The organism is Streptomyces sp. NPDC111656 (genome assembly GCF_055656965.1).
This window is the reverse complement of sequence record NZ_JBVKCA010000020.1, coordinates 78,104-102,750: the sequence shown is the minus strand read 5'-3', so window position 1 is coordinate 102,750 and position 24,647 is coordinate 78,104. Positions and strand designations below refer to the sequence as shown.

At 70.4% G+C, this 24,647-nt stretch carries 24 protein-coding genes and 1 pseudogene; 14 read left to right on the top strand and 11 right to left on the bottom strand.

Annotated elements, in window-relative coordinates; all coding sequences use genetic code 11:
* Window positions 1-419 precede the first annotated feature (419 nt).
* The gene (locus ACZ7M3_RS41505) at window positions 420-1,076 is read left to right on the top strand and encodes a maleylpyruvate isomerase N-terminal domain-containing protein (RefSeq protein ID WP_472070668.1); all 657 of its coding nucleotides are present in this window, start codon (window positions 420-422) and stop codon (window positions 1,074-1,076) included.
* Window positions 1,077-1,175: 99 nt separating this feature from the next.
* On the opposite strand, the gene ACZ7M3_RS41500 is transcribed toward ACZ7M3_RS41505, so the two are convergent.
* Complete coding sequence (locus ACZ7M3_RS41500) at window positions 1,176-2,312, bottom strand: FAD-dependent oxidoreductase (protein WP_472070666.1); 1,137 nt, start codon at window positions 2,310-2,312, stop codon at window positions 1,176-1,178.
* A 157-nt stretch (window positions 2,313-2,469) separates the two neighbouring features.
* Between ACZ7M3_RS41500 and ACZ7M3_RS41495 the strand changes: the two genes are divergently transcribed.
* Complete coding sequence (locus ACZ7M3_RS41495) at window positions 2,470-3,183, top strand: TetR/AcrR family transcriptional regulator (RefSeq protein WP_472070664.1); 714 nt, start codon at window positions 2,470-2,472, stop codon at window positions 3,181-3,183.
* A gap of 20 nt (window positions 3,184-3,203) precedes the next feature.
* On the opposite strand, the gene ACZ7M3_RS41490 is transcribed toward ACZ7M3_RS41495, so the two are convergent.
* Entirely contained in the window at window positions 3,204-4,817 is a 1,614-nt protein-coding gene (locus ACZ7M3_RS41490) for an FAD-dependent monooxygenase (RefSeq protein WP_472070662.1), read from the bottom strand.
* A 50-nt stretch (window positions 4,818-4,867) separates the two neighbouring features.
* Here ACZ7M3_RS41490 and ACZ7M3_RS41485 point away from each other — a divergent pair, with 50 nt between their 5' ends.
* Complete coding sequence (locus tag ACZ7M3_RS41485; protein WP_472070660.1) at window positions 4,868-5,590, top strand: TetR/AcrR family transcriptional regulator; 723 nt, start codon at window positions 4,868-4,870, stop codon at window positions 5,588-5,590.
* Here ACZ7M3_RS41485 and ACZ7M3_RS41480 read toward each other — a convergent pair.
* From ACZ7M3_RS41480 to ACZ7M3_RS41470, 3 genes and pseudogenes are all read right to left on the bottom strand, one after another.
* Window positions 5,587-5,883, bottom strand: coding sequence for an oxidoreductase C-terminal domain-containing protein (locus ACZ7M3_RS41480; RefSeq protein ID WP_472070658.1), 297 nt, complete (start codon window positions 5,881-5,883; stop codon window positions 5,587-5,589). The two genes, ACZ7M3_RS41485 and ACZ7M3_RS41480, sit on opposite strands and share 4 nt — an antisense overlap.
* A gap of 278 nt (window positions 5,884-6,161) precedes the next feature.
* Window positions 6,162-6,623 (bottom strand): annotated as a pseudogene (locus ACZ7M3_RS41475) (FAD-dependent oxidoreductase); the annotation flags it as partial.
* A 63-nt stretch (window positions 6,624-6,686) separates the two neighbouring features.
* Complete coding sequence (locus ACZ7M3_RS41470; RefSeq protein WP_095850321.1) at window positions 6,687-7,139, bottom strand: Lrp/AsnC family transcriptional regulator; 453 nt, start codon at window positions 7,137-7,139, stop codon at window positions 6,687-6,689.
* Between the two features lie 111 nt (window positions 7,140-7,250).
* Between ACZ7M3_RS41470 and ACZ7M3_RS41465 the strand changes: the two genes are divergently transcribed.
* The 3 genes from ACZ7M3_RS41465 to ACZ7M3_RS41455 are packed head-to-tail and all read left to right on the top strand — an operon-like array spanning window position 7,251 to window position 9,346.
* Window positions 7,251-7,868 carry a LysE family translocator gene (locus ACZ7M3_RS41465; RefSeq protein WP_472070656.1) on the top strand — a complete coding sequence of 206 codons (618 nt, stop codon included), beginning with the start codon at window positions 7,251-7,253 and terminating at the stop codon, window positions 7,866-7,868.
* 51 nt (window positions 7,869-7,919) lie between these two features.
* Window positions 7,920-8,375 carry a PaaI family thioesterase gene (locus tag ACZ7M3_RS41460; protein ID WP_472070654.1) on the top strand — a complete coding sequence of 152 codons (456 nt, stop codon included), beginning with the start codon at window positions 7,920-7,922 and terminating at the stop codon, window positions 8,373-8,375.
* A 23-nt stretch (window positions 8,376-8,398) separates the two neighbouring features.
* On the top strand, window positions 8,399-9,346 hold the full coding sequence (locus ACZ7M3_RS41455; RefSeq protein ID WP_472070652.1) for an MBL fold metallo-hydrolase: 948 nt from the start codon (window positions 8,399-8,401) through the stop codon (window positions 9,344-9,346).
* 87 nt (window positions 9,347-9,433) lie between these two features.
* Here the strand turns inward: ACZ7M3_RS41455 and ACZ7M3_RS41450 are convergent, their stop codons facing one another.
* Together ACZ7M3_RS41450 and ACZ7M3_RS41445 are read right to left on the bottom strand one after the other, a co-directional pair.
* On the bottom strand, window positions 9,434-10,345 hold the full coding sequence (locus tag ACZ7M3_RS41450; RefSeq protein ID WP_472070650.1) for a polysaccharide deacetylase family protein: 912 nt from the start codon (window positions 10,343-10,345) through the stop codon (window positions 9,434-9,436).
* A 182-nt stretch (window positions 10,346-10,527) separates the two neighbouring features.
* Window positions 10,528-11,901: an ADP-ribosylglycohydrolase family protein gene (locus ACZ7M3_RS41445; protein WP_472070648.1), complete on the bottom strand. Its 1,374-nt coding sequence runs from the start codon at window positions 11,899-11,901 to the stop codon at window positions 10,528-10,530.
* A gap of 341 nt (window positions 11,902-12,242) precedes the next feature.
* Here ACZ7M3_RS41445 and ACZ7M3_RS41440 point away from each other — a divergent pair, with 341 nt between their 5' ends.
* Window positions 12,243-12,707, top strand: a complete 465-nt coding sequence (locus ACZ7M3_RS41440) for a DUF5709 domain-containing protein (RefSeq protein WP_472070646.1) — start codon at window positions 12,243-12,245, stop codon at window positions 12,705-12,707.
* Window positions 12,708-12,917: 210 nt separating this feature from the next.
* Here ACZ7M3_RS41440 and ACZ7M3_RS41435 read toward each other — a convergent pair whose 3' ends face one another.
* On the bottom strand, window positions 12,918-13,109 hold the full coding sequence (locus tag ACZ7M3_RS41435; protein WP_472070644.1) for an FG-GAP repeat protein: 192 nt from the start codon (window positions 13,107-13,109) through the stop codon (window positions 12,918-12,920).
* Between the two features lie 387 nt (window positions 13,110-13,496).
* On the opposite strand from ACZ7M3_RS41435, the gene ACZ7M3_RS41430 reads away from it, so the two are divergent.
* Entirely contained in the window at window positions 13,497-15,158 is a 1,662-nt protein-coding gene (locus ACZ7M3_RS41430; protein WP_472070642.1) for a hypothetical protein, read from the top strand.
* On the opposite strand, the gene ACZ7M3_RS41425 is transcribed toward ACZ7M3_RS41430, so the two are convergent.
* The 3 genes from ACZ7M3_RS41425 to ACZ7M3_RS41415 all read right to left on the bottom strand — a co-directional run bounded on the left by ACZ7M3_RS41425 (window position 15,151) and on the right by ACZ7M3_RS41415 (window position 17,764).
* Window positions 15,151-15,915: an SDR family NAD(P)-dependent oxidoreductase gene (locus ACZ7M3_RS41425; RefSeq protein WP_472070640.1), complete on the bottom strand. Its 765-nt coding sequence runs from the start codon at window positions 15,913-15,915 to the stop codon at window positions 15,151-15,153. The two genes, ACZ7M3_RS41430 and ACZ7M3_RS41425, sit on opposite strands and share 8 nt — an antisense overlap.
* A gap of 52 nt (window positions 15,916-15,967) precedes the next feature.
* Window positions 15,968-16,696, bottom strand: coding sequence for an SDR family NAD(P)-dependent oxidoreductase (locus ACZ7M3_RS41420; RefSeq protein ID WP_472070638.1), 729 nt, complete (start codon window positions 16,694-16,696; stop codon window positions 15,968-15,970).
* Window positions 16,697-16,864: 168 nt separating this feature from the next.
* Window positions 16,865-17,764, bottom strand: a complete 900-nt coding sequence (locus tag ACZ7M3_RS41415) for a LysR family transcriptional regulator (RefSeq protein ID WP_472070636.1) — start codon at window positions 17,762-17,764, stop codon at window positions 16,865-16,867.
* Between the two features lie 166 nt (window positions 17,765-17,930).
* Here ACZ7M3_RS41415 and ACZ7M3_RS41410 point away from each other — a divergent pair, with 166 nt between their 5' ends.
* The 6 genes from ACZ7M3_RS41410 (at window position 17,931) to ACZ7M3_RS41385 (ending at window position 24,542) form a co-directional block, all read left to right on the top strand.
* Window positions 17,931-18,707: an enoyl-CoA hydratase/isomerase family protein gene (locus ACZ7M3_RS41410; protein WP_472070634.1), complete on the top strand. Its 777-nt coding sequence runs from the start codon at window positions 17,931-17,933 to the stop codon at window positions 18,705-18,707.
* Window positions 18,704-19,486 (top strand): maleylpyruvate isomerase family mycothiol-dependent enzyme, encoded by a 783-nt coding sequence (locus tag ACZ7M3_RS41405; protein WP_472070632.1) that lies wholly within the window; start codon window positions 18,704-18,706, stop codon window positions 19,484-19,486. Before ACZ7M3_RS41410 ends, ACZ7M3_RS41405 begins: the two co-directional genes overlap by 4 nt.
* A 111-nt stretch (window positions 19,487-19,597) precedes the next feature.
* Window positions 19,598-21,070 carry a dihydrolipoyl dehydrogenase family protein gene (locus ACZ7M3_RS41400; RefSeq protein WP_472070631.1) on the top strand — a complete coding sequence of 491 codons (1,473 nt, stop codon included), beginning with the start codon at window positions 19,598-19,600 and terminating at the stop codon, window positions 21,068-21,070.
* Between the two features lie 300 nt (window positions 21,071-21,370).
* On the top strand, window positions 21,371-22,672 hold the full coding sequence (locus ACZ7M3_RS41395) for an extracellular solute-binding protein (RefSeq protein WP_472070629.1): 1,302 nt from the start codon (window positions 21,371-21,373) through the stop codon (window positions 22,670-22,672).
* Window positions 22,673-22,764: 92 nt separating this feature from the next.
* A complete protein-coding gene (locus tag ACZ7M3_RS41390; RefSeq protein ID WP_472070752.1) occupies window positions 22,765-23,616 on the top strand; it encodes a carbohydrate ABC transporter permease in 852 nt (283 codons plus the stop codon).
* Window positions 23,613-24,542, top strand: a complete 930-nt coding sequence (locus ACZ7M3_RS41385; protein WP_355310207.1) for a carbohydrate ABC transporter permease — start codon at window positions 23,613-23,615, stop codon at window positions 24,540-24,542. Before ACZ7M3_RS41390 ends, ACZ7M3_RS41385 begins: the two co-directional genes overlap by 4 nt.
* Window positions 24,543-24,647: the final 105 nt, after the last annotated feature.

Here is a 24,647-nt window from a genome sequence, read left to right as displayed (position 1 = left end):
CGCCTCCCCGCGGTGCCCCGAGCGGAAAACGTCAACAGCACCGCTTCGACGAGCCACCGCTCCCCGGCCGAGCCGCCGCCGCGCAGGCGCCGGTGCGAGGCCGGGGGCGGAGGCCGCCCCCTTCGAACGATCGTCAGCGTCAGCCGCGCACCGTCCGGAGGTGCAGCCGTGGCCGTGCCGTCGAACTGCTCGACCGGGTGGGCCTGGACGCCCGGACGGGCCGCTCGAAGTCGGGTGCGCTGTCCGGTGGCCGGCGCCAGCGAGTGGCCACTGCCCGCGCCTTCGTACTGACGTCGCCGGAGCACCCGTACACCCACCACCTGCTCGCGACCGTCCCCCACGAGGGCCGACAACCGAGCCGCTCACGGGTCGCCCAAATGTGCTTGTCCGCCATTCCGGCACCGCACTACCTTGCCGGTGTGGATCTCTTCTCACTCTCGTGGACAGCGTTGCGCACGGCGGTGGCCGAGCTCCCGGACGAGGATTTCACCCGGCCGTCCGGCTGTACCGGCTGGCTCGTACGGGACCTGGTGTGCCACCTGATCATCGACGCACAGGACGTCCTGATCACCCTCGTGACCCCCGCCGAAACGGAACCTACGCGCGACGCGGTGACGTACTGGGACGTCGCCGAAACGCCGCCGACCGGTGACGACCCGCTCGACGCACTGACCGTCCGCCTGGCCGCCGCGTACGAGGAGCCACGGCTGCTCAAGTTCCACTTGGACGACGTCGGCTCCGCCGCCGGTCGCGCCGCCGAACTCGCCGACCCGGGCCTCCGGGTCAGCACGCGCGGAGAGGTCCTCACTGTGGGCGACTACCGCTCCGCGTACGTCCTGGAGTGGACGCTGCACCACCTCGACCTGGTCGCGCACCTCCCGGACATGACGGGACCGCCCGCGAAGGGACTTGCCCGGTCACGCGAGATGCTGGAGAAGATCGCCCGGGCCACGTTCCCCGCGTCGTTGTCCGACAAGGACGCGCTACTGGTCGGCACCGGACGACGCGCCCCGACCGACGCGGAGCAGGCCGAACTGGACGACCTGGCCGCGCAACTCCCGCTCGTCATCGGATGATCGTCCGGCTGAACGGACCCTTCGGCTTGGGACGCCCCCGACCGGCAGTCACTGCATCCCGACCCCCGCCTGCCGCAGGATCGCCGGAGCGGCCGAAGTTCACTCGGCGTGTTCGTGGTTGGTGAAGAGGCCGATGAGGCTGTGTGGGGCGTTGTCGTCGAAGCACAGCTCGTGGTTTCGGGCAGCCTCGGTGGCAGCAGCGGCGCTCCGTGGGAAGAGGGCTTCCTCGTACGTGGTGAGCGCGGCCTCGATGTCGTCCGGGTGCGCGGCGATGGCCTTGCCGAGTTCGGCGCCGTCGAGCATGGCGAGGTTCGCGCCCTCGCCGGCGAAAGGTGACATCAGGTGGGCGGCGTCGCCGAGCAGGGTTACACCGGGCACACGGTCCCACCGGTGTGCGATCGGCAGGGCGTTGATGGCCCGCGGAACCGGTGCGGTCTCGCCGTCGGTGATCAACGCGGTGAGTTCCGGGGCCCAGCCGTCGAACTCCTCCGCGACCCGGGCCGTGGCCGCGCCCGCGTGGGTGAAGTCGATGGCGGCGATCCACTCCTGGGGCTTGTTGAGCGCCACGTAGGTGTGCAGAACGCCGCCGGGCTCCCGGTGGGCGAGGATCCCCTTCCCGGGGGCGAGTGCGAAGAGCGCGCCGCCGCCGACCGCCTGTGCGCTGGCCGGGTGGCGGGTGTCGCCGTCGAACAGGTACGTCTCGATGAAGGATATGCCGACATACTCGGGCGTGGCGTCGGACAGCAGCGGCCGGATCCGCGACCACGCCCCGTCCGCGCCGACCAGGAGACCGGTCTCCACGGTCGCCCCGTCCGCGAACGTCACTTCGTGCCGGCCGCCCCCGAGTGACCGGATCGCGGTGGCCTTGTGCCCCCACTTGATCGTGTCGGCCGGCAGCGAGTCGAGCAGAAGCTGCCGTAGGGCGCCGCGGTGGACCTCCGGACGCCCGCCGGTGCCGTCGTCGGGTTCGTCGAGGAGCACGGTTCCGTCCCGGTCGAGCACCCGCGACGCCTCACCACCCTTGTGGATGAGGCCGCGGAACTCCTCGAGGAGGTCGGCCGCGTCGAGGGCGAGCTGCCCGTTGTACTCGTGGATGTCGAGCATGCCGCCCTGCGTGCGGGCGGTCGGTGAGGTCTCGGCCTCGTAGATCGTCGCGGGGATGCCGTGGACGTGGAGGACGCGGGCGAGGGTCAGTCCTCCGAGCCCGGCGCCGATGATCGTGACGTCAGTGGTCATGGAAGTTCCTTTTCATGGTGGTTCATTGCCTGTCGCGGCCCGCCGGGCGGGGCACCCGGCAGGCCGTCTCTGGAACGTTGTTCCAGCACTAGACTGGAACGGCGTTCCAGAGATGTCAAGCTGGAACGCCGTTCCAGGCATGTGCCAGGATGTACACATGGCAACCAGGACACGCCGCCCGGAACGACGCGAGGACCCACTCTCCCGCCAGCGCATCGTCGAGGCCGCGATCGCACTTCTCGACACCGCCGGCGAGGGCGCACTCACCTTCCGCGCACTCGCCGAACGCCTCGCCACCGGACCCGGCGCGATCTACTGGCACGTCACGGGCAAGGACGAACTCCTCAACGCCGCCACCGACGCCGTCATCACCACCACCGTGACCGCCGGCACTACGGACACCGCCGGTACCGCCGCTACAACGCCGCAGGAAGCGATCCGCGCCCTCGCACTCGGCGTGTTCGAGGCGATCGACGCCCACCCCTGGATCGGCACACAACTCGCCCGCGCCCCGTCCCAGTCACCCATGCTGCAGGTCTTCGAACACCTCGGACGCCACATCCAAACGCTCGGCGTACCCCACCCCGCCCAGTTCACCGCCGCCTCCGCGCTGCTGAACTACATCCTCGGAGTCGGCGGACAGAACGCGGCCAACGCCCGCGGACACCACCAGCACACCAGCCGGGCCGAATTCCTCGACACCACCGCGACCTCATGGGCCGACCTCGACCCCGACGAGTACCCCTTCACCCGCAACGTCGCAGACCAACTACGCCACCACGACGACCGAACAGAATTCCTCGCCGGCCTCGACCTCATCCTCACCGGAATCACGACACGCCAGAACCCGACCGACCCGGCACACCCGTAACCCCCCACCCAGCGGAGTGTTCAGCGCATCGGTGCGTGCTCGGGTGAGGGCGACGGCGCGCCGGCCCATCCACGCAGGGCGGTTTCGAGGCCGGTGACGGCGGCGACGTCGGTGGTGTCGGAGGCCCAGGCGACTACCCCGTCCGGGCGTACCAACACCCCGGTCGGCGTCGCGTGGTCGTCGATCACGCTGCTCACTCGCCCGGCCCAGGCCGCGGCGAGGCGGGCGAAGGTGCCGTCCGGAGTGCGGTCGAGCAGCAAGAACCCGCCGCCGTGACCGTGGTCGGCCAGACGGGAACCGTCCGTCAGCCACTGGTCGGGGACATAGCGGCCGACCAGCGCATGGTCGCCGGGCAGGTCGATGCGCTGCGTGACGCCGGAGATCTTCTTGACCGCGTAGGTCGTGCCGTCCCGGGTGCTCAGCAGATCGGCGACGACCTCCCGGAGCGCGGCCGACTTGGCGTCCCCGCGCATCACCCCGATCTGGGCCCGCGTCCAGTCCAGCACCCAGGCGCCCAGGGGACGGCGCTCGGCGTCGTAGGTGTCGAGCAGCCCTTCGGGTGCCCATCCTGCGACCACGGCCCCGAGCTTCCAACCGAGGTTCATCGCGTCGCCGACCCCGAGATTGAGCCCCTGACCGCCGAACGGCGAGTGCACGTGCGCGGCGTCGCCGGCCAGCAGCACCCGTCCCGACCGGTAGGTCGCGGCCTGGCGGGCGTTGTCGGTCCAGCGGGTCGCGGCGCCGCGCAGCGCGGTCAGCGTGACGTCCGTGCCCGAGACCCGGCGCAGGCTGGTCTGCAACTCCTCAAGAGTGACCGGCGGCATGGGGGTCCCCCCGCGCGAGCGAAGCCGAGCGTGGGGGAGGTCGGCGGGAGCGCCGAACTCCACGGTGACCAACCGCCCGGGCTGCGGCCCGTAGCGGTACGCCCCCCGGGTCGACCACACCCATCCGTTCGCGAGCTTCTCCGCGTCGGCGATGTCGGCGACCGCCACGTGTCCGGTGAGTTCGGGGTCGGTGCCGGGGAAGTCGATGCCCGCGAGGCGGCGTACGGTGCTGCGCCCACCGTCGCACCCGACCAGCCACCCGGTGCGCATCGTGCCGGCCGTGGTGCCGACGAGGACGCCGTCGCCGGTGTCTTCGAGCGCGGTGACCTCCACCCCGCGATGCACCGGTACGCCGAGTCGCGCGACATGGTCGGCCAGCAGTTCCTCCAGCTCACGCTGCGGCACCATCCTCGCTCCGTCGACCGCGGCGTGCGCGGCGAGGTCGGCATCGGACCAGTCCACGAGGCCGGCGTCGAGGACCATCCCCGCGAAATGCCCGGTGAACCGCGACTCGCGCGCTCGTCGGCCGCCTCCTGGCTGCTGGTCGCCGGTCATGCGAGCGAACGACCCCACCCGCTCGAGCACCTCTCGCTGCACGTTTTCGGCGGCAGACAGCAGGCCGCGGCGGTCGAGCGCCTCGGCCGTCGGCACGTTGATCGACCCCGCCTTCATCGCCACGGCCGGCTCGGCCAGTCGCTCGAGCACCTGCACCGTCGCTCCGGAGAGCGCCAGCTCCGCGGCGAGCACGAGGCCCACCGGCCCGGCTCCGACCACGGTCACGTCCACATTCTGGTTCACATCGATATTCACGAACAGTGTTCTACAAACGAACAGTGTTCGTGTCAAGATATAGTGGTTGGGTGAACCCGAGAGAACGACGCGCGGCGCGCCACCACCTGCCGAATCCCGAGGTCGAAGCCGCCCCCAGGCAGCGGCGCCGCAAGGCCCCGATCACCGTGGAGCAGGTCATCGACACCGCGCTCGGGGTGATCGCCACAGAGGGCTACGAGGCACTGACCATGCGCCGGCTGGCCGGCGCGCTCGACACCGGACCCGCCTCGCTCTACGCCCACGTGGTCAACAAGGCCGACCTCGACGAACTGCTCATCGCGCGGCTGTGCGCCGCGCTCGTACCACCCGAGCCCGACCCCGCAGTCTGGCGGGAGCAGATCCGCAGCGTGTGCATCCAGATGCGCGACCAGTATCTGAAATACCCCGGGATCTCCCGCGCCGCGCTCGCCATGGCCCCCACCGACCTCGAGACCCTGCGCGTCAGTGAAGGAATGCTGGCGATCCTGATCGCCGGCGGCGTCGCCCCGCAGGCCGCCGCCTGGGCCATCGACGCCCTCTTGCTGTACGTGGCCGCCTACTGCCTGGAGATCTCCATCCTGAATCAGCGCAAGGTCCACAACGAGGCGGACTGGGTCGTCGACACCGACGAGCTCCAGCGTCGCCTGACCGCGCTGCCTGCCGAGGCCTTCCCTCACACCACCCGCTACGCGGCCGAGCTCACCGCCGGCGCGGGCCACGACCGGTTCGACTTCACCCTCGCCCTGATGATCGACGGCCTCGCCCACCGCTAGCCAGACGTCACCATGGTGCGACTGGAGGTCAGTTGACGGTTGCCGGGCGGAGCGCGGGTACGACCGTGAAGGCCGTCCCCGACACGCGTTCGACGACCAGATGACGCAGCGTGCGTACCTGGGAGGGGGGGTGTTCCAGCCGAGTACGCCGACCACTCTCCCGTGCTGACGTAGGCGGCTGCGAAGTATCCGTCGAACGGGTCTCCGTGGACGATCCGCACGTCCGCGTCGGGTGGGAAGGCGCCGTACGCCTGGATCCTGGTGTCGTACTGGTCCGTCCAGAAGTAGGGCACGGGAGCGAACGGTTTGGCGTCGCCGAGCAGGTGCCGACCGCGGCCATGGCCTGTTCGGTGGCGTTCCTGCGGTGTTCCAGTCGCATGCGGGTGCCGAAGTGCGGGTTGTGCCAGGAGGCGACGTCTCCGGCGGCGTAGATGCCGGGTACGGCCCGACACAGCGCGTCGCACTCCACCCCGTCCCGCAGCGCAGGCGCGTGCCGTGGTCGCGGTGCAGATCGGACCAGCTCGCCGATGCGGTCGCCGAACGGGCGCCGTACGGGGACGGGTTCCGGCTCGACCACGGTCACCTCCAAGCCCATGGTCCGGGCTGCCGCGGCGACTTCGGTGCCGAGGAGTCCGGCGCCGACCACGACCACCCGGGGCCCGGTGAGCAGCGCGGCGCGTAGGCCGAGAGCGTCGTCGAGCGTGCGCCGGACGTGGACTCCGGCGAGATCGCTGTCGGGAAGGTGGCGGGGGGCACACCGGTAGCGATGATCAGACCGTCGAAGCCGACGCTCTCGCCGTTGCCGAGGCGCACTTGGCCGCCCGCCACGTCGCGGGCGGTGGCACGCTGTCCGAGTCGCAGGTCGGCCTCGAGCCGCGCCAGGTCCTGCAAGGCCCGGCCGCGCTCTGACGCCCGCAGCCCCCGGATACCGGGGGGTCGGGTCGGGTCGGACAGCACGGTGGCGGCGATGGGCCGTCGTGGCCCGGCGGCGTAGGCGCCTGATCGCGAAGCCATGGTGGGAGGTAGCGGCCACCCGAGGTCGTGGGCGCCCGCGGGCAACGCGCCTGAGAGCAGTGAGCCAACTCCCCTGGATGACCTACTCGGGCAGTGGGCGGTCGTCGACGACGTGCTTCATGACAAGGGTGGAGGTCAGGCGCTGAACCCCTGGCAGGGTGGCCAGCCGCTGGTCGTACAGCTGCTGGAAGGCGGACAGGTCGGCGGTGGCGACGCGCAGAAGGTAGTCGGGTTCGCCGAAGAGGCGCTGGGCCTGGATTACGTGCGGGACGGCGGCCACGGCCTCCTCGAACGCGGAGACGGTGTCACGGTCCTCCCAGCCCAGGGTGACGAAGACCAGGGCTTCGAAGTTGAGACCGACGGCGGCCGGGTCGACGACCGCGCGATAGCCGCGAATCGCGCCCTCGCGTTCGAGGTCACGCAGGCGGCGATGGCAGGGCGAGATGCTCAGCTTCACGCGGGCGGCCAGCTCGGTCACCGTGAGACGGCCATCCAGCTGCAGCTCGGTAAGAATCTTCCGGTCCAGGGCATCCATGAGAAAGATTCTCCCCCACCAGGCGCGATCATGGAGAAAAGACAGAAACATTTGCGGGTGATTTGCGCCTATCTTCCCTCTCAGGGCAAGGAACGTGAGAGGGAAAGATCGATGAACACGACGACGGTGGCGGCTTTCCTGGCGGTGGATCTGCTGCTGGTGTTCACCCCGGGCGCGGACTGGGCCTACGCGATCACGGCGGGGCTGCGCGACCGGTCGGTCGTCCCGGCGGTCGCCGGACTGATAGCCGGATACGTGGGATACACGATGCTCGCCGTGTCCGGCCTGGTGGTGATCGTGGCGAACTCGCCCACCGTTCTCACCGCGCTGACCGTCGCCGGGGCCGCCTACCTGATGTGGCTGGGCTGGGGTGTCCTGTCGCGGCCGGCGGTGCTGGGCGCGTCCACGAAGGCCATGCCCTCCTCTCGTCGGCAGATCATGCTCAAGGGAGCCGGGATCAGCGGCCTGAACCCGAAGGCGCTGCTTCTGTACTTCTCGCTGTTCCCACAGTTCATCGACCCCGGGTCGGGCTGGCCGGTCGCCGCGCAGACCGGGCTGCTCGGCACGCTCCACATGACCGCCTGCGCCGTCGTCTACCTCGCCGTCGGCGTGCTGGCCCGCACCGTGTTGAAGACCAGGCCTTCGGCGGCCCGGGCAGTCACCCGCGCCTCCGGTGCCATGATGATCGTCATCGGAGGGTTCCTACTGGTGGAACGCCTGGCCGGCTGACGGACCAGCCCGACCCCGTTCAACACCGTGATGTCCGCCGAAGGAGAGCACATGGAAGAGCAGTCGCAACGGGAACAGGCGAGCCCGGAGGTACAGGCGCGCATCCGGACTAGTTTCGACCGGCAGGGGCTCATGGGCCTCCTCGGTGCGCGGATCACGCGGATCGCGCCGGGCCGTGTGCACATCGTCCTCCCGAGCCGGCCCGAAGTGACGCAGCAGCGTGGCTACTTCCATGCAGGCGCCACCAGCGCGATCGCGGACACCGCGGGCGGCTACGCGGCGTTCACGCTCTTCCCGGAGAACAACGACGTGCTCACGGTCGAGTACAAGATCAATCTCCTGGCACCCGCCGTCGGCGACCACATCGAGGCGGTCGGAACGGTCCTGAAGTCCGGACGCACCCTGACCGTGTGCCAGTTGGAGGTGTTCGGCGTCCGGGACGGCCGGCGGTCGCTCGTCGCCAGCGGCCAGCAGACGCTGATCCGCGTGAACAGGCCCGAACGGTGAGCCCACATCCACGGCCGTCCTGGGTGACCTGGCAGCAAAGGCCGTTTCCCGATGCCAACCTTCTTCTGCTCCACGGACGCCAACCAGCCCTGGTCGACAGCGGATTCGTCGGCCACGCCGAGGACACGGCCGCCTGGGCCCGCGCCCACGCCGGAGACGTCGGCCTGGTCGTGAACACCCATTGGCACTCCGACCACGTCGGTGGCAACGCCCTCCTGCAGGCGGGCGGCGCCGGCATCGCGGCCGGTGCCCCGGAGGCGGACGCCGTCGCCCGCCGGGACCCGGGCTGCTGCGCTGCGGAATACCTCGACCAGCCCGTAAGCCCCTACACCATCGACATGGCGCTCGACGACGGTCAGATCCTCTGCCTCGGTGAAGCCGACTGGGAAGTGGTCCGCACCCCCGGGCACACACCCGGCCACCTCGCACTGTGGCAGCCGGAAGAGGGGCTCCTCGTGGTCGGGGACGCGCTGTCGGACTACGACGTCGGCTGGGTGAACCTCGCCCTCGACGGGCCCGACGCGGCCGCCACCGCTCTCGCCTCCCTGGAGCGGATGGCCGACCTCGCCCCGCGCGTGCTGCTCCCCTCGCACGGGCCGATCCCCGCCGACCCCGGTGCGGCCTTCGTCATCGCGCTGCGCCGCGCGCGGCGTCTCGTCGACGATCCCGACGGAGCCGTCTGGTACGGGGCCCGGCGGATCTTCGCCTTCGCCCTCATGATCCGCGGCGGGATCCCCGCCGGCGAGGTCGAGCCGTACCTGCACGCGCGGGCCTGGCTGACCGACGCCGCGCGCCTTCTGGGCCTCACGCCCGAAGCACTCGCCGCCGAGCTCATCGCCATGATGCTCCGCAGCGGCACCGTCATCCTTCGCGACGGGCGCCTGCACGCCGCCGCCGAGCACACCCCGGTCGAGGCGGAGACGTTGCGCGTGCCGTACCCGCGTGCGTGGCCGACGCCGGAGCCGCGCTGACTCCAGGGCGACCGCGTCACGTCGACCGAGTCGACCGCTGTCTGAACCGGGCCTCCCGACAGTCGCCGCCCCAGCCCGGACGCACCGTCAGTGGAGGGCGTCCGAAAGGCGGGTGAAGCTGCGGCCGGTGGCCAGCAGCTGAGGAACGGCGGCGGTGATGCCTCGGGCAGTGCCACCCCGGGGATGGTTCATGTGGCAGATGACGATGGATCCGCCGGGGGCTGCGGCGACCGTCGTACGCACCTGTTCGGGGGTGAAGGTGGCGCCGCCGTCGCCGTTGACCGAGAAGCTGACGAAGCGTTCTCCCAGGGCGGTGACGATCCGTGCCGCAACGTCGTCGCAGTAGGCGGTGCCGGAGCGGAAGAAGCGTGGCGGCGTGCCCAGCAGCCGGGTGAGCTTGGTTCGGTTGCCGGAGATCTCGTCGTACACCTCGGCGGCGCTGCGGGTGCCGGGGATGCCGTAGGCGGAGCGGCCGGTGACCGAAAGCGGGCGGTGACGGGTGCCGTGGTTGGCGATCTCGAACAGCGGCTCGGCGGCCAGCCGGCGGAAAACGGCGGGGTTGGCGTCGATCCAGCGGGAGTTGATGAACAAGGTCGCGGGTATCTCCCGTCGACGCAGGAAGTCGATCAACGCACGGTCGTAGCCGCTGCCGCCCGGGCCGCCACAGGCGTCGAAGGTCAGCGCGATCACGCGTCTGGCGGTCGGCAGCGCGTGGACCACGGCGGGTGCGTCGAAGCCCCAGGTATGCGGCACCGCGTGCCCGTAACGGGCCACGATGTCCGCGCGGGTGACGGCGCGGGACGCGCTGGGCGCGGTGGCGGTGGGCGCGGTGGCCGACGGGCTGGAGCCCGGGGTACTAGTGCCGGTTGCGATCGCCGCGGATGTGGAGGGGGAGCCGGTGACGGAGGCGCTGCGGCTGGCCGTGCTCTGGGGGCCCGCACAGCCGGCGAGGGCGCCTCCCGCCATGGCCGCCAGCACTGCCCGGCGACTGGGTGTCATCCGTTCCCCTTGTTCGAAGATCCTCGACGGGACACCCCGCTACGGGAACCGTACGCGGCGAAAGAGACATGATCAGTAAGAGGGCGGCAAGGGTTCGCCAACAATCCCTTGCAGACCATCTACCTCGCCGGCCACGGGACCCTGCGTACGCAAGCGGCGGCGGGACTGCGCCCGCTCGCCGCTCAGGTGGTCCTCTCGGCCTCAGCCGCCGCCTCCTCGGCGCGGCGCAACTCCTGGTAGCGATTCCACAGTTCGGGCCGGGAGTCGTCCATGTACCAGGCACGCAGGAAGAGTTCGAGGAAGGCGCTCTCCGTCTCGTCGCCGCCGCGGCGGTACAGCTCCGGGTCCGACTCGACCAGCGCGGCGACCGGCCGCCGGCCGGTCGGGCCCTCGGCCACGGTCACCCGGAAAATGGCGCGACCGGTCCAACTGCGACGCAGCGTCAGCTGATCACCCTCCAGGTACGCGTCCCACTTCTCGTCCATGCTCAGCGCCCGCACACCGTGCCGGACACGCTGCCACTGCCCCGGAGTCCACACCAACTCCGGTACGGGAATCGACTCGGGGCGGCGCAGCGGCGTCACGTCGCGACCCAGCCCGGCGCGGCTGAGGTCCTCACCCGGTTCACCCTCGCGCACCCACTCCGGCAGCGCCTCCGACGCCGCCCGCCACGCGGCAGGTATCCCCGCCGTGCCCACCCGAGCGGCGACAATTCCGCCGACGATCGCGCAGGTGGTGTCGACGTCCCCGCCCACCGACGCGCACGCCCACAACGCCTCCGCGAAGTCCTCCAGATGCCGGGCCGCGCACCACAGGGCGAAGGGCACCGTGTCCGCCGCGCTCACCCGCCGCCCGTTGCCCAACCGGTGCGCCGCGTACTCGGCGTGCGGCTGGCCCAGCAACTCCCTCGCCTCGGCCACCCCCGAACGGATCCGTCCCTCCGGTGTCAGCTCTTCCACCGCCGCCAGCAACTGGGCTCCGGTCACCGGCCGAACGCGCCCGCGGGCGGCGCACGCGGCTCCCACCGCCACGGCGACCGCCCCGGCCACCGCGTCCGGATGGGTGTGCGTCACCCGCGCCGACCGCCCGGCCTGCGCGGCCGCCTCGGCCAGATCCACGGCGAACCAAGCACCCAAAGGCGCCACCCGCATCGCGGCTCCATTGCCCCACGACCCCTGGCCGTCGAACAGTTCCGCGGCCAGCTCCTGCCACCTGCCGCCCTCGCGTACCAGGCGCAGCAGCCGGTTCATCGCCGGACCGTAGCCCCGGTCGAAGTCGTGCCTGTGGGCGAAGCCGTGCGCCAGTTCATGCTGGTCCACGCTGCCGCGCCGGCGCAGCACGTCGAAAACCGAGCAGGCCATCTCCGTGTCGTCCGTCCACGGCCATTCCGCGGCGGGCAATCGCCGCTCCCGCAGGCCGGGGAGATTGTCCGGTACGAAGAACTGGGCGCCGAAGGCGTCGCCCACCGCCGAGCCGCGAAGGGCGTCGCGGGCGGTGGAGCGGTGATCGAAGGACGGGCAGGCGGAGGAATCGAGGAAGGGGAACTCAGCGGGCATCTCCCCCATCCTGCCAAGCCAACCTGCCGCAGCGCCACGGCAATTGCCGGGCGTTGACTGCCTCGCAGGCCTGGTACCGAATCGTCCAGTGCGAGGCGTCGGGTGCGAGGCGTCCAGGTGTCCTGCCGACCGGGCACCCTCCCGGCGAGCACCGGGAGTGGCGGATGGGAGTTCTGGGCATGGTGCGTTGGGGGAACAGACCCGGTGCGCGGAGAGTCAGACGTGCCTCGGTCTCTGGTCCTAGGCTGATGTTCCCACTCCGCCCAGGAGAGTTCCCTCCGGTCCGGACAACCGTGTTCCCGTCAGATCCCTGGCAGGGAGCACCCAACAATGGAGCGCGCATGGCCTACGAGGCGATGGGTGATGACGTCTACCAGCCGGACGGCTCTGAGGTGCAGGACGACGCCGGACTGCTGGACGTCTCGGACACCCTCGACGACAGCGGCATCGACGAGGCTCTCGACGAGGGCTACTCGCCCCCTGAGAAGCCTTGGGGCGTGGAGCACACCGGCGTCACGGCGGCGGAGCGGCAACGAGGGGAGAGCCTGGACGAGCGGCTTGCCGAGGAGGTACCGGATATCGCCGGCCAGGACGGCGACGGTATCGGGGACCTTTGGGACGGCGACGGGGAACTCATCGACGACGAGGTGGGCGACCTGCGGGCGGGCCGCCTCATCGCGCCGGACGAAGGTGCTCACGAGGACACCGAAAAGGACCTGATTGCTTACGACGTCGGCGTCGACGGGGCGGGCGCATCGGCCGAGGAGGCCGCGATGCACGTGATCCCCGACTCGGAGTCCTTCTAGCCTGCCCGGTTCGTCGTCCTACTGGCCTGCTCGGTTCGTCGTCCTCCTGGCCTCAGCGGTGGAAGGCGGCACCGAAGCGCGCGCCGGACACACGACGGTCTGCAGCCCGACGTCACGCGCACTGCCGATGTCCTCGCCCGGGGCTCCGACCACCAGGTCGGTGGACCGTCACCGTCGAGGTCGGCGGCCGTGAGCGGGCCGCCGAAGTGGTCACCCGCCTCGGCCCTGCCGGGTATCCCGTAGCGGTCCTGGCTGATCACCTGGCGCTTGACACCGTTGGGGCCCTCGGCCATGCCGTAGACGACGGCGAAGTATCCGGCGCCCGCCTTGCCGTTGACCGTGCCGCCGGGGGGCGGCGATCGCGACGTCGGTGTATCCGTCACCGTCGAAGTCGGCACGCACGGACGCCGCGGCATCGGCGGCGAGGGCGCCCGCAGGGGCGTCTTAGGCGTGGGACACCGCTGTCGCCGGCCCCGTCACGGCCATGACGGCGGCGGCGACAGCCGCGGCGGACACGGGGAATCTTCGGGAGGACATGGCAAAACCCTGGGAATGGAGGGCAGTGGACCGCACTTCTCACGCACACGGCAACCACCAAGACCCGCACGGGGCGCCAACGGTTGTACGCCGCCCCTTCACCTGTGGATCACCCCGAACAGTCCGCGAGTATCCCGGGCGGTTCCGTCTCCGGGGTCTCCAGCGGAAATAGACTCGAGGGGACTGTCTGCGTCCGCTGTATGCAGGAAGAAGCCGGTGTCGTCGAGCCGCATCCCTCCGCAGGAGATCCTCATGGACTACTTCGACCTCGGGACCTTGACCCGGCCCGTGTCGACCCGTTCGCCGGAAGCACAGTGCTGGTTCGACCGCGGTCTGGTGTGGAGTTATGCGTTCAACCACGAAGAGGCGGTCACCTGCTTCGAATCGGCGGCCGCCGCGGATCCCGACTGCGCCATGGCGTACTGGGGTGTCGCATACGCGCTGGGCCCCAACTACAACAAGCCCTGGGAGTTCTTCGACGACGTCGATCTGCGGCACACGGTGGAACGGACGCACGCCGCCGTCGAACGGGCCCACGCTCTGTCCGGCACGGCCACACCGACCGAGCGCGCGCTCATCGAGGCGCTGCGCGAGCGCTATCCCGCCGCGCGCGCCGTCGAGGACTGCTCCGTCTGGAACAAGCCGTACGCCGAGGCCATGCGTGCCGTGTACGAACTCGCGCCCGACGACCCTGATGTCGCCACGCTCTACGCGGACGCGCTGATGAACCTCACCCCGTGGCAGCTGTGGGACCTGCGCACCGGCGAGCCCGCCCCCGGTGCGCGCACGCTGGAGGCGAAGGCCGTCCTCGACCGCGCGTTGCTGACCGGGGCCGGTGCCGATCACCCGGGCATCCTGCACATGTACATCCATCTGATGGAGATGTCGCCGACGCCGGAGGAAGCCCTCACCGTCGCCGACCGGCTGCCGGGACTGGTACCGGACGCGGGGCACCTTCAGCACATGCCCTCCCACCTCGACGTGCTGTGCGGCGACTACCGACGGGTCGTGTCGGCCAACAGTGCCGCGATCAAGGCCGACGAGAAGTACCTGCGACGGGCCGGCGCGATGAACTTCTACACGCTGTACCGCTCGCACGACTATCACTTCAAGATCTACGGCGCGATGTTCCTCGGCCGGTCCAGGACGGCGCTGGAGACGGCCGCGCAGCTGGAGGCGTCCATCCCCGAGGATCTGCTGCGTGTGGAGAGCCCGCCCATGGCCGACTGGCTGGAGGGGTTCCCCGCCATGCGGGTGCACGTACTGATCCGGTTCGGCCGGTGGGAGGAGATCCTCGCGCTGCCGATGCCCTCCGACCCGCAGTTGTACTGCGTCACCACGGCGATGCTGCACTACGCACGCGGAGTGGCGTACTCCGCCACCGGGGCGACCGCCGAGGCCGAGGCGGAACGCGAGCTGTTCCGCCGCGCGGTCGCACGGGTTCCCGAGACGCGGACGCTGTTCAACAACACCTGCCGGGACATCCTGGCCATCGCCGCCGCCATGCTCGACGGCGAACTCGAGTACCGCAGGGGCGAGTACGACCTCGCATTCGCCTCCCTGCGGCGCTCCGTCGAACTCGACGACCACCTGCCCTATGACGAACCGTGGGGCTGGATGCAGCCGACCCGTCACGCCTACGGGGCGCTCCTGCTCGAACAGGGCCGAGTCGAGGAGGCCGAGGCCGTCTACCGGGCCGACCTCGGTCTCGACGACACGCTGCCCAGGTCCTCACAACATCCGGGAAACGTCTGGGCACTCCACGGCTTCCACGAATGCCTCGTGCGGCTCGGCAAGACGGGGGAAGCCCGCATCATCGCCCAGCAACTCACCGTGGCCACCGCACTCGCGGACGTCCCGATCGATGCGTCGTGCTTCTGCCGACTCGAACAGTGCTGTGGTCGGTTCAGTTGACGCTTTGCCCGCCGTCGACCATCAGTGTCTGACCGGTGATGTAGGAGGAGAGGTCCGACAGCAGGAAGAGGGTCGCCTTGGCCACGTCCTCGGGTTCACCGAGCCGGCCCAGCGGGATCTTCTCGCCATGTGGGTGGTACTCGGTGCCGTCCTCGTTCCTGGTGATGCCGCTTTCGGTGAGAGGGGTGCGGATCACGGTCGGGTTGACGCTGTTGACGCGGATGCCGTCGGGGCCGAGTTCGACCGCGGCGGCGCGGGCGAGTGCGGTGACGCCGCCCTTGCTGGCGCTGTAGATCGAGATGCCCTCGATCCCCAACTCGGCGAAGACGGAACCGTTCAGCACGATCGAGCCGCCTTCCTTCTGGTGCTTCATCTGCGCCGCTTCCGCCTGGAGGTAGAAGAACGTGCTCTTGAGATTGCCGTCCACCAGGACGTCCCAGGTCTTCTCGTCCAGCTCGGTCAGCGGACCGACCATGGCGGTACCGGCGTTGTTGAACGCCGCATCCAGTCGACCGAAGTGTTCGACGGTCCGACGCACCACGTCCCCGGCGCCGGCGATGTCGGTTGCGTCGGCCCGGATGAACAGCGCCTCACCTCCGGCCTGGGAGATCTCGTCGACCACCTGTTCGCCGACTTCGGCGCGACGCCCGGTGATGGCCACCTTGGCGCCTTCCTCGGCGAACAGGACGGCGGCGACGCGGCCGATGCCCGAAGTTCCACCAGTGACCAGCACTACTTTGTCGTTCAGAAGTCCCATGATTGTTCCTCTGGGGTGTCGATTCGTTGCCCGCCTTCGCAGACGAGGGGGGTCAGGTGAGGGCCACTGCTCCGCCGTCCACGGTGAGGACGGTTCCGGTGATGTAACTGGCCCGCGCAGAGGCCAGGAAGAGGATCGCCTCGGCGATCTCCTCGGGGGCGGCGAGCCGACCGAGCGGCACCTCGGCGCCGATGCGCTCGAAGCTCTCCTCGCCGATCAGGTCGGAGACGTTCTGGGTGCGCGTGTGACCGGGCGCGACGGCATTCACCCGGACTCCGAGGCCGCCGAACTCGACCGCCCAGGTGCGAGTCAGGGACTCGACCGCGGCCTTCGTCGAGCCGTAGGCGGCAGTGCCGGGCATACCGCGCTGTGCGGCGATCGTCGTGACGTTGACGATGCTGCCGCCGCCCCGGGCCGCCATCTTCTGCGCCAGCGCCGCGGTGAGGAAGAACGGTCCTTGCACATTCGTCTCGAAGAGCTGCTGGAACGCGTCCAGGCCCTGCTCCGCGGTGGGAGCGAACGGGAACGCTCCGGCATTGTTCACCAGCACGTCCACGTCACTCGCCTCCTCGACGAGTCTGCGCACCGACTCCGGATCCCGCAGGTCGGCCTGGAGGAAACGTGCCCGGCCGCCGAGCACGGCTGCGGCCTTGGCTCCGGCTTCCTCACTCCGGCCGGCGATCACGACCTCGGCTCCCTCGCGGGCGAGCAACCGTGCCGTCGCGAAACCAATGCCGGTTGCGCCCCCGGTCACGAGCGCCTTCCGGTCGCGGAACTCCATGTTCCTGTCCTTTCCCTCGGTGACATCGGGTGACATCAGGTGACATCGCGGCGTGTTGACCACCGCGATGTCGTAGAACCGATGGAACGGTCGGCGCCATGCCCTCCGGCCATTCGTCCTCGCAGGCCCGGCCATCAGGAATGTTTATGGCCCGGGTGGCGCTGCGGGTCAGCCGTCCGTGTCGTTGCCCAGCGCCACCACGAAACGCCCGAGGTCCTGTCGGTGCGACCTGGCCTGCCACACCGCCCAGGTCCGACGCACCAGAGGGCTGCCTGTCAGGGGCTGCCACTCGACGTTCTCGGGCAAGGGGTGGAACCAGTGCGGCGGGGCCAGGGCGAAGGCCGTCCCGTCGCTCACGGCCGCCAGCTTCACTTCGGCAAGCAGCGTCTGCCCTCCCACAGCGGAGGCCTCGATGTCGATGCCGTGTCCACGCAGTACGGCGGTGACCTCGTCGTACCAGACGGGGCTTCCGGAGCGGGGGAAGCCGACCCAGTGGAGCCCGGCGAGGGAGTCGAGCCGAACACCCTCCGGGCCGGACAGTTCGGCGGCCCGCTCGGCCGCGAGCAGCACGCCCAGCCGCTCCTCCATGACCCTGATCGCGTCCAGGTCACCCCCGGGCGGGCGCTCGCGCAGCAGGCCGATGTCGAGTTCCCCGGTGCGCAGGGCCGCCGTCTGGTCCGCCGTGGACATGTGCCGGGGTTCCACTCGAGTCTCGGGACATGCGTCCGCGAGTGCGGCCAGCGGGCGGGTCAGGAACCCGGGGGGCAGTTCGAGCGGGATTCCGAGCCGCAGGACGGAGCCACCCGGTGCGGCGTGCCGGGCGACGACGGCGACGGCCTGGTCGTACCGGGCGAGCACCGCACGGGACTCGGCGAGCAGGGTCGTGCCGGCCTCGGTCGGCTGGACCCCGGTCGAACTGCGCACCAACAGGCCGACGCCGAACTCCCGCTCCAGCGCGAGCACCATCTGGGAGAGCCGGGGCTGGCTCATGTGGAGCCGGCGGGCCGCGGCGGACAGGGCGCCCTCCTCCACCACCGCCACAAAGGCCCGCATGTCCCGGAGATCCATGGTTCCCATCGCACCACATCGCCGGATCGCGGCACGACCGGATGCCATAAACATCCCTGATGGAGGGTGGTCCCGGAGCGACTGGGCGCACGCTACGAACCGGCCTGCCCCGGTGGTTGTGTGGAGGAGCGGCGCACGACGGCGCCACGCCACCACAGGAGTGACCATGACCGGCGCGACACCCGCATACTTCACCGCCTTCAAGAACATCGCCTTGAGCCGCACCGACTCCGGGGTGCTGACTCTGCGCTTCCACACGGACGGCGGCCCGGCCACCTTCAGCGGACGGTTGCACACCGACTTTCCCCGCGCGCTGTTCGAGATCGGCGAGGACCGGGACAACCGGGTCCTGGTGCTGACCGGCACCGGGGACCGCTTCATGACCGAGATCGACGGCGCAAGCCTCGGGGACATCACCAAGCCCGCCCAGTGGGACCGCACCGTCGCCGAGGGGCGCCGGGTGATGCAGCGCCTGGTCGACCTGGAGCTGCCGATCGTCGCCGCCGTCAACGGCCCGGCCTCCGTACACAGCGAGTACGCGCTGCTGGCCGACATCGTCGTGGCCGCGGACACCACCGTCTTCTCCGACTTTCCCCACCTGACCTTCGGCATCGTGCCCGGCGACGGCATCCAGATCGCCTGGGAAGAGGCCATCGGCGTCACCCGCACCCGCTACCTCACCCTCACCCAGGGCTCGTTCACCGCCGACCAGGCCGAACGGTGGGGCGCCGTCGCCGAGGTGCTGCCGCTGGAGCGGGTGCTGCCCCGGGCCCAGGAACTCGCGGAGCGGCTCGCCGCCAAGCCGCAGTTGCTCACCCGCTATCTGGCCGTCACCCTGCGGCAGCGGATCAGCCGCCGCATGGCCGAAGGCACCCAACTGGGCATGGCGCTCGAGGGTCTCACCGCCGCCGACCTCGCGTACGAAAGCGGGGTCGAGGCGTGACCGCCGCCGACCGCTGGATCGGTGCGCTGCACGAGTCGTCCCTGCGGCTGGGGCACGCTGTCGCCGACCTGCCCGCCGACCGTCTCGCCGAGGCCTCGTTCGCCGAAGGCTGGACGATCGGCCAGGTGCTGTCCCACCTGGGCAGCGGCGCGGAGATCTCCACCACGCTCGTGGAACGGGGCCTCAAGGGGGACGAGCGGGGCCCGGTCCGCGAGGAGCTCCTGCCGGTGTGGGAGCGGTGGGACGCGATGTCCCCCGTCGAACAGCGCGCCGCGTGGCGGGAGGCCGACGAACGCCATCTGGCGCTCCTGGACTCGGTCGGCCCCGGGCAGTGCGCGTCCCTGCGCGTCCCGTACTTCGCCGGCCTGCTCGATCTGGCGTCGTACGCCGGCTACCGGCTCTCCGAGCAGGCCGTACACGCCTGGGACGTCATGGTGGCGCTGGACGAGCGGGCGGTGCTCGCCGCACCCGACGTGGCGCTGCTCTGGAAGCGGATCGACCTGGTGGTCACCCGCTTCCGCGACGCCGACGCCCTGACCCGCCTCGCACCGCGGCGCGTACGAGTGGAGCTCACCGACCGTGGCCAAGCGCTGCTCCTCGACATCGACACCGAACTCCACCTCTACCCGACCCCTCCTACCGACCCCACCGCTCTCCTGACCGGCCCCGCGGAGTCGACACTGCGGCTCGTCTACGGCCGCAATCGCCCCCAGGACCCCCTGACCGCCACCGGCTCGATCTCCCTCGACGACCTGCGGACGCTCTTCCCCGGTTTTTGACCGGCCTCCGATCGGCCGCAGCTGTCACCGCCCACAGGGGAGCTCGCGATCCGCCACGCCCCGCCGGCCGTGAGCCGAGCGGATCGCCACGTCCCGAGGAACGATGGAATCATGAACACTTCACCCGAAATCACTCCAGAAGCCGCCGCGAGAGCCACCCCGGAAGACACCTATGACGTGATCGTGCTCGGGGCCGGCCCGGTCGGCCAGAACGTCGCCGACCGCGCCCGCGCGGCCGGGCTGACCGTCGCCGTGGTCGAGCGTGAACTGGTGGGCGGCGAGTGCTCGTACTGGGCCTGCGTGCCCAGCAAGGCACTGCTGCGGCCGGTCATCGCCGTCTCGGACGCACGCCGGGTCGACGGTGCCCGCCAGGCGGTCACCGGACGGCTCGACACCGCCAAGGTCTTCGCGCGGCGTGATCACTACGTCACCGACTGGGACGATTCGGGGCAGGCCAACTGGGTCAAGTCCATCGGCGCCGATCTGTTCCGCGGGCAGGGCCGGATCGACGGACCGCGCCGGGTGACCGTCACCGCCTCCGACGGCGGCCGGCGCACTCTCGACGCCCGCCACGCGGTCGCCGTCGCCACCGGCAGCCGCCCCGTACTGCCCGACGTACCAGGCATCGAGGAAGCCCGTCCGTGGACCAACCGCGAGGGCACCGACTCCAGCCACGTGCCCGGCCGACTCGCCATCGTCGGCGGTGGAGGAGTGGGCGTGGAAATGGCCACCCTGTGGCAGGGCCTCGGCGCCCAGGTCACCCTGCTGGCCCGCCGCGCGCTGCTGCCCCGGATGGAGCCCTTCGTCGGCGACGCGGTCACCCAAGGGCTCACCGAGGCGGGCGCGGACGTACGCATCGGCGTCTCGGTGACCGGGCTGAGCCGCCCCGACCCGGCGGGCCCGGTCACCCTGAGCCTCGACGACGGGAGCCTGCTGGAGGCCGATGAGGTCATGTTCGCCACCGGTCGGGCGCCGCGCACCGAGGACATCGGCCTGGAGACCGTGGGCCTGGCCCCCGGATCCTGGCTCGATGTCGACGAGACCTGTCTGGTCCGAGGATTGGAGGGCACCTGGCTCTACGCCCTCGGTGACGTCAACCACCGCGCCCTGCTCACCCACCAGGGCAAGTACCAGGCGCGGACGGCGGGCGACGCGATCGGCGCCCGCGCCAAGGGACTGCCGCTCGACAACGGGCCCTGGGGCGACCACGCCACCACCGCCGACCAGCACGCCGTGCCGCAGGTCTTCTTCTCCGACCCCGAGGCCGCCGCCGTGGGCCTGTCCGCCGAACAGGCCACCGGAGCCGGGCACCGCATCTCCGTGGTGGACGTGGACTTCGCCCAGGCCCAGGGGGCGAACCTGTACGCCGACGGCTACCAGGGCCAAGCCCGCATGGTCGTCGACCTCGACCGTGAGGTCCTCCTCGGGGTGACCTTCGTCGGCCCCGGCGTCAGCGAACTGCTGCACTCCGCGACCGTCGCCGTCGCGGGTGAGATCCCCCTCAAGCGACTGCGGCACGCCGTCGCCTGCTTCCCCACCGTCAGCGAAATCTGGCTGTTCATGCTCAAGGCCTGCAAGAGCTAGCACGCACCGCCAACGGCCTGTCGGCAGATGCCGCGCACGACCACGAGCGTGTGCGCAAGCTGCGCGAGCAGGAGGTCATCCGCGCATGCGATGCCGGACCCCGCCCGTGTCCACGGGCGGGGTCCGCTTCACGAAAGTCTTTCGTAACCGAGGCATTTCCCCTCCTTGTCCCTGGTGTGAAGGACATGTCAGTCTCCCGATCCAGCAGGCAGGCCGCCTCGGCGGGACATCCGAAAGCCTTTCGTAATGCTTTCCGATCTGCCTGACGCACCCACGGCGTGCAGAGAGATGAGGCAGAACATGCGCGGATTCCGGAACATCAGAGCCCGGCGCGTCATCGCGTCCGCCGTCACGGTCGCGGCGGCCTTCGGCCTTGCCGCGTGCGGGACTTCGGGACCGTCCACGACGACATCGGCCAAGGGCCTGACGATGTGGGCACTGAACGACCAGACGATCCTCAAGGACTCCGTCGACGCCTACAACAAGGACCACCCCGACGAGAAGATCACGCTGCGGCTGTACGCGAACGACGACTACAAGCAGAAGCTGCGGGTGGCCTTCGGCGCGAACCAGGCACCGGACATCTTCTTCAGCTGGGGCGGCGGCGCGCTGGACGACTACGTCAAGGCGGGCAAGGTCGACGCGCTGACGGCGGCACAGGTGAAGACGGACCGGTTCACGCCGAGCGTGATGCAGAGCGCCACCTTCGGCGGCAAGGTCTACGGCGTGCCCGCCAACGGCCTCGCCCCGGTCGTCCTCTACTACAACAAGAAGGTGCTCAAGAGCGCGGGTGTGGAGCCGCCGAAGACGTACGACGAGCTGATGACGGCCGTGGGGAAGCTGAAGGGCGACGGAGTGATCCCGCTGTCCCTCGCGGCGAACTCCAAGTGGCCCACGCTGATGTACCTGGAGTACCTGCTCGACCGCACGGGCGGGGCCCAGGCGTTCTCGAAGATCGCTTCCGGTGACGCCACGGCGTGGACGGACCCGACGGTCACCAAGGCCAACCAGTACCTCCAGGACCTGGCCAAGGCCGGCGCGTTCGGGAACAACGCCTCCTCCGTGAACTACGACCAGGGCGCCTCCACGGCTCTGCTCTACACCGGCAAGGCGGGCATGGAGGTGATGGGCACCTGGGAGTACGCCAACCTCGTCAAGGCCGCACCGGACTTCGCCAAGAAGGACCTGGGCTATGTCGCCTTCCCGGCGCTGACGGGCGGCGCGGGCAACGCGAAGAGCATCGTCGGCAACCCCTCGAACTTCCTGTCGCTCAACGCGTCGAGCGGGCACAAGTCAGCTGCCGTCACCTACCTGAAGGACTACGTCCTCGACGACTCCCAGGTCGACGCCTACCTCGCGGCGGGCAGCGTGCCGCCGGTCAACGGTCTGGAGTCGAAGCTGGCGGCGACGAAGTCGTCCGACAAGGCGTGGCTGACGTTCGTCTACGACCTGGTGCAGAACGCCCCGAGCTTCCAACTCTCCTGGGACCAGGCCCTGCCCTCGGACCAGGCCGACCCGCTCCTGACCAACGTCGACAAGTCGTTCCTGCGGCAGATCAATCCCGAGCAGTTCGGCGCGAACATGAGCAAGGCGGGCTCGTAGTGGCCACCACGCTCCGCACCCCCCGTACGACCCCTGCGACCCGTACGACCCGTGCGACCGGCCGTGGCGGGCGCCGTTTCAGCGGCGCTCTCATGGCGGCCCCCGCCCTGATCCTCTTCGGTCTGTTCGGTCTGGTCCCCCTCGTGGGCGTGGTGGCGCTCGGCTTCGCCCGTTGGGACGGCCTGGGCTCCATCGGCTGGTCCGGCGCCGCCAACTGGAGTTCCGTCCTGACGGACGGCGCCACCTGGCAGGCGCTGTGGCTCACCGTCAAGGTGATGATGATCAGCTGGCTGGTCCAGACGCCGCTGGCGCTCGCCCTCGGCGTCTTCCAGGCGCCGCACGGGCGCCTGCGGTCTCTCTTCGCGGTGCTCTGGTTCCTGCCCCTGCTGCTGTCCGCCGTGGCGATCGGACTGACCTGGCAGGCCCTGCTCGACCCGTCGTTCGGCATCGGTGCCACGCCCGGACTGCACTGGCTGGCAAAGCCGTTGCTGGGCTCGCCGGACCTGGCGCTGTACACGGTGATCTTCGTGATCGCCTGGCAGTTCGTGCCGTTCCACGCACTGCTCTACCAGGCCGGCATACGGCAGATCCCGACCGCGCTGTACGAGGCCGCCGCGATCGACGGCGCCGGTCCTGCGACCCGGTTCCTGCGCATCACGCTGCCGCAGCTGAAGTACACGATGGTCACGTCCAGCACGCTCATGCTGGTGGGCTCGTTGACGTACTTCGACCTGGTCTTCGTGCTGTCCGGCGGCACCGGCGGTCCCGGCACCGCCACCCGCGTGCTGCCGCTGGCCATGTACATCACGGGTTTCCAGGCACACGACATGGGTCGGGCCAGCGCGGTCGCCACTCTGCTGGTGGCGTTCGGCCTCGGTCTGTCGCTGCTGACCACCCGCCTGTCCGGGTTCACCCGGATGGACAGCCAACAGGAGGGCCTGTGAGCACCACCCTGACACGGACGCGCGCAGGCGTCGGCAAGGACGACGGGGCGGACGCCGCCGGGCGTCCGGCGACGGCGCGGCGGGCCCCCTGGCCGCACCGGGCGGCAACGGCCCTGCGCCGTGCCGTCACCGGCGGCGCCGCGCTGCTGTGGACGGCGCTGGTCGTCGTGCCCGTCTACTGGCTCGTCGTGACCAGCCTGCGCAGCGGTACGGACTTCACCACCGCGAGTCCGCTGGCCCCGCCCGGCCATCCCACCCTGGCGAACTACCGAACCGTCCTGGCCGGCGACTTCGCGACCTATCTGCTCAACAGCGCCGTCGTGACCGTGGCGACGGTCGTGTTCACCGTCGTCGCGGCCCTGATGGCGGCGTTCGCGATCGTCCGCAACTCCGGCAGCCGCTGGTCGCGGGTGACGTTCCGGCTGTTCCTGCTGGGCCTGGCGATCCCGTTGCAGGCGGTCATCATCCCGGTGTACCTGCTGATCATCCGAATGCGGCTGTACGACAGCCTGGCGGCGATCGTGCTGCCGTCGGTGGCGTTCGCGCTGCCCATCACGGTGATGATCCTGGTGAGCTTCCTGCGGGACGTGCCCCGTTCCCTGTTCGAGGCGATGGTCGTCGACGGCGCGGGCGACTGGCGCATGCTGATCTCGCTCGCGGCACCGCTGGCACGCCCGGCGCTGGTGACGGTCGCCGTGTACGACGGCCTCCAGGTCTGGAACGGCTTCCTCTTCCCGCTGATCCTCACCCAGAGCGGCGACAAGGCGGTGCTGCCGCTCGCCCTGACGCTCTACCGGGGCCAGTTCGGCATCGACGTTCCGGCGACCATGGCCGCGGTGGTGCTCTCCACGCTGCCCATGTTCGTGGTGTTCGTGCTCGCCCGGCGCCAGCTCGTCGCCGGCCTCACCGCCGGATTCTCCAAGTAGCGGGCCCCGCCCGTCTCACCACCTTCGTCTCAGCAACGCGTCCCGCGACGGCGGCCGGGTTGGCATGCCCGGCCGCCGCGACGCGTTCCCCCGTACCTCCCCGAG

Excerpts from the sequence above, each read along its gene's own strand:
- ACZ7M3_RS41500 (WP_472070666.1), bottom strand. The coding sequence starts at position 2,312 with ATGACCACTGACGTCACGATCATCGGCGCCGGGCTCGGAGGACTGACC.
- ACZ7M3_RS41495 (WP_472070664.1), top strand. The coding sequence starts at position 2,470 with ATGGCAACCAGGACACGCCGCCCGGAACGACGCGAGGACCCACTCTCC.
- ACZ7M3_RS41470 (WP_095850321.1), bottom strand. The coding sequence starts at position 7,139 with ATGGATGCCCTGGACCGGAAGATTCTTACCGAGCTGCAGCTGGATGGC.
- ACZ7M3_RS41465 (WP_472070656.1), top strand. The coding sequence starts at position 7,251 with ATGAACACGACGACGGTGGCGGCTTTCCTGGCGGTGGATCTGCTGCTG.
- ACZ7M3_RS41460 (WP_472070654.1), top strand. The coding sequence starts at position 7,920 with ATGGAAGAGCAGTCGCAACGGGAACAGGCGAGCCCGGAGGTACAGGCG.
- ACZ7M3_RS41450 (WP_472070650.1), bottom strand. The coding sequence starts at position 10,345 with ATGACACCCAGTCGCCGGGCAGTGCTGGCGGCCATGGCGGGAGGCGCC.
- ACZ7M3_RS41445 (WP_472070648.1), bottom strand. The coding sequence starts at position 11,901 with ATGCCCGCTGAGTTCCCCTTCCTCGATTCCTCCGCCTGCCCGTCCTTC.
- ACZ7M3_RS41440 (WP_472070646.1), top strand. The coding sequence starts at position 12,243 with ATGGCCTACGAGGCGATGGGTGATGACGTCTACCAGCCGGACGGCTCT.
- ACZ7M3_RS41430 (WP_472070642.1), top strand. The coding sequence starts at position 13,497 with ATGGACTACTTCGACCTCGGGACCTTGACCCGGCCCGTGTCGACCCGT.
- ACZ7M3_RS41425 (WP_472070640.1), bottom strand. The coding sequence starts at position 15,915 with ATGGGACTTCTGAACGACAAAGTAGTGCTGGTCACTGGTGGAACTTCG.
- ACZ7M3_RS41420 (WP_472070638.1), bottom strand. The coding sequence starts at position 16,696 with ATGGAGTTCCGCGACCGGAAGGCGCTCGTGACCGGGGGCGCAACCGGC.
- ACZ7M3_RS41415 (WP_472070636.1), bottom strand. The coding sequence starts at position 17,764 with ATGGATCTCCGGGACATGCGGGCCTTTGTGGCGGTGGTGGAGGAGGGC.
- ACZ7M3_RS41410 (WP_472070634.1), top strand. The coding sequence starts at position 17,931 with ATGACCGGCGCGACACCCGCATACTTCACCGCCTTCAAGAACATCGCC.
- ACZ7M3_RS41400 (WP_472070631.1), top strand. The coding sequence starts at position 19,598 with ATGAACACTTCACCCGAAATCACTCCAGAAGCCGCCGCGAGAGCCACC.
- ACZ7M3_RS41395 (WP_472070629.1), top strand. The coding sequence starts at position 21,371 with ATGCGCGGATTCCGGAACATCAGAGCCCGGCGCGTCATCGCGTCCGCC.
- ACZ7M3_RS41390 (WP_472070752.1), top strand. The coding sequence starts at position 22,765 with ATGGCGGCCCCCGCCCTGATCCTCTTCGGTCTGTTCGGTCTGGTCCCC.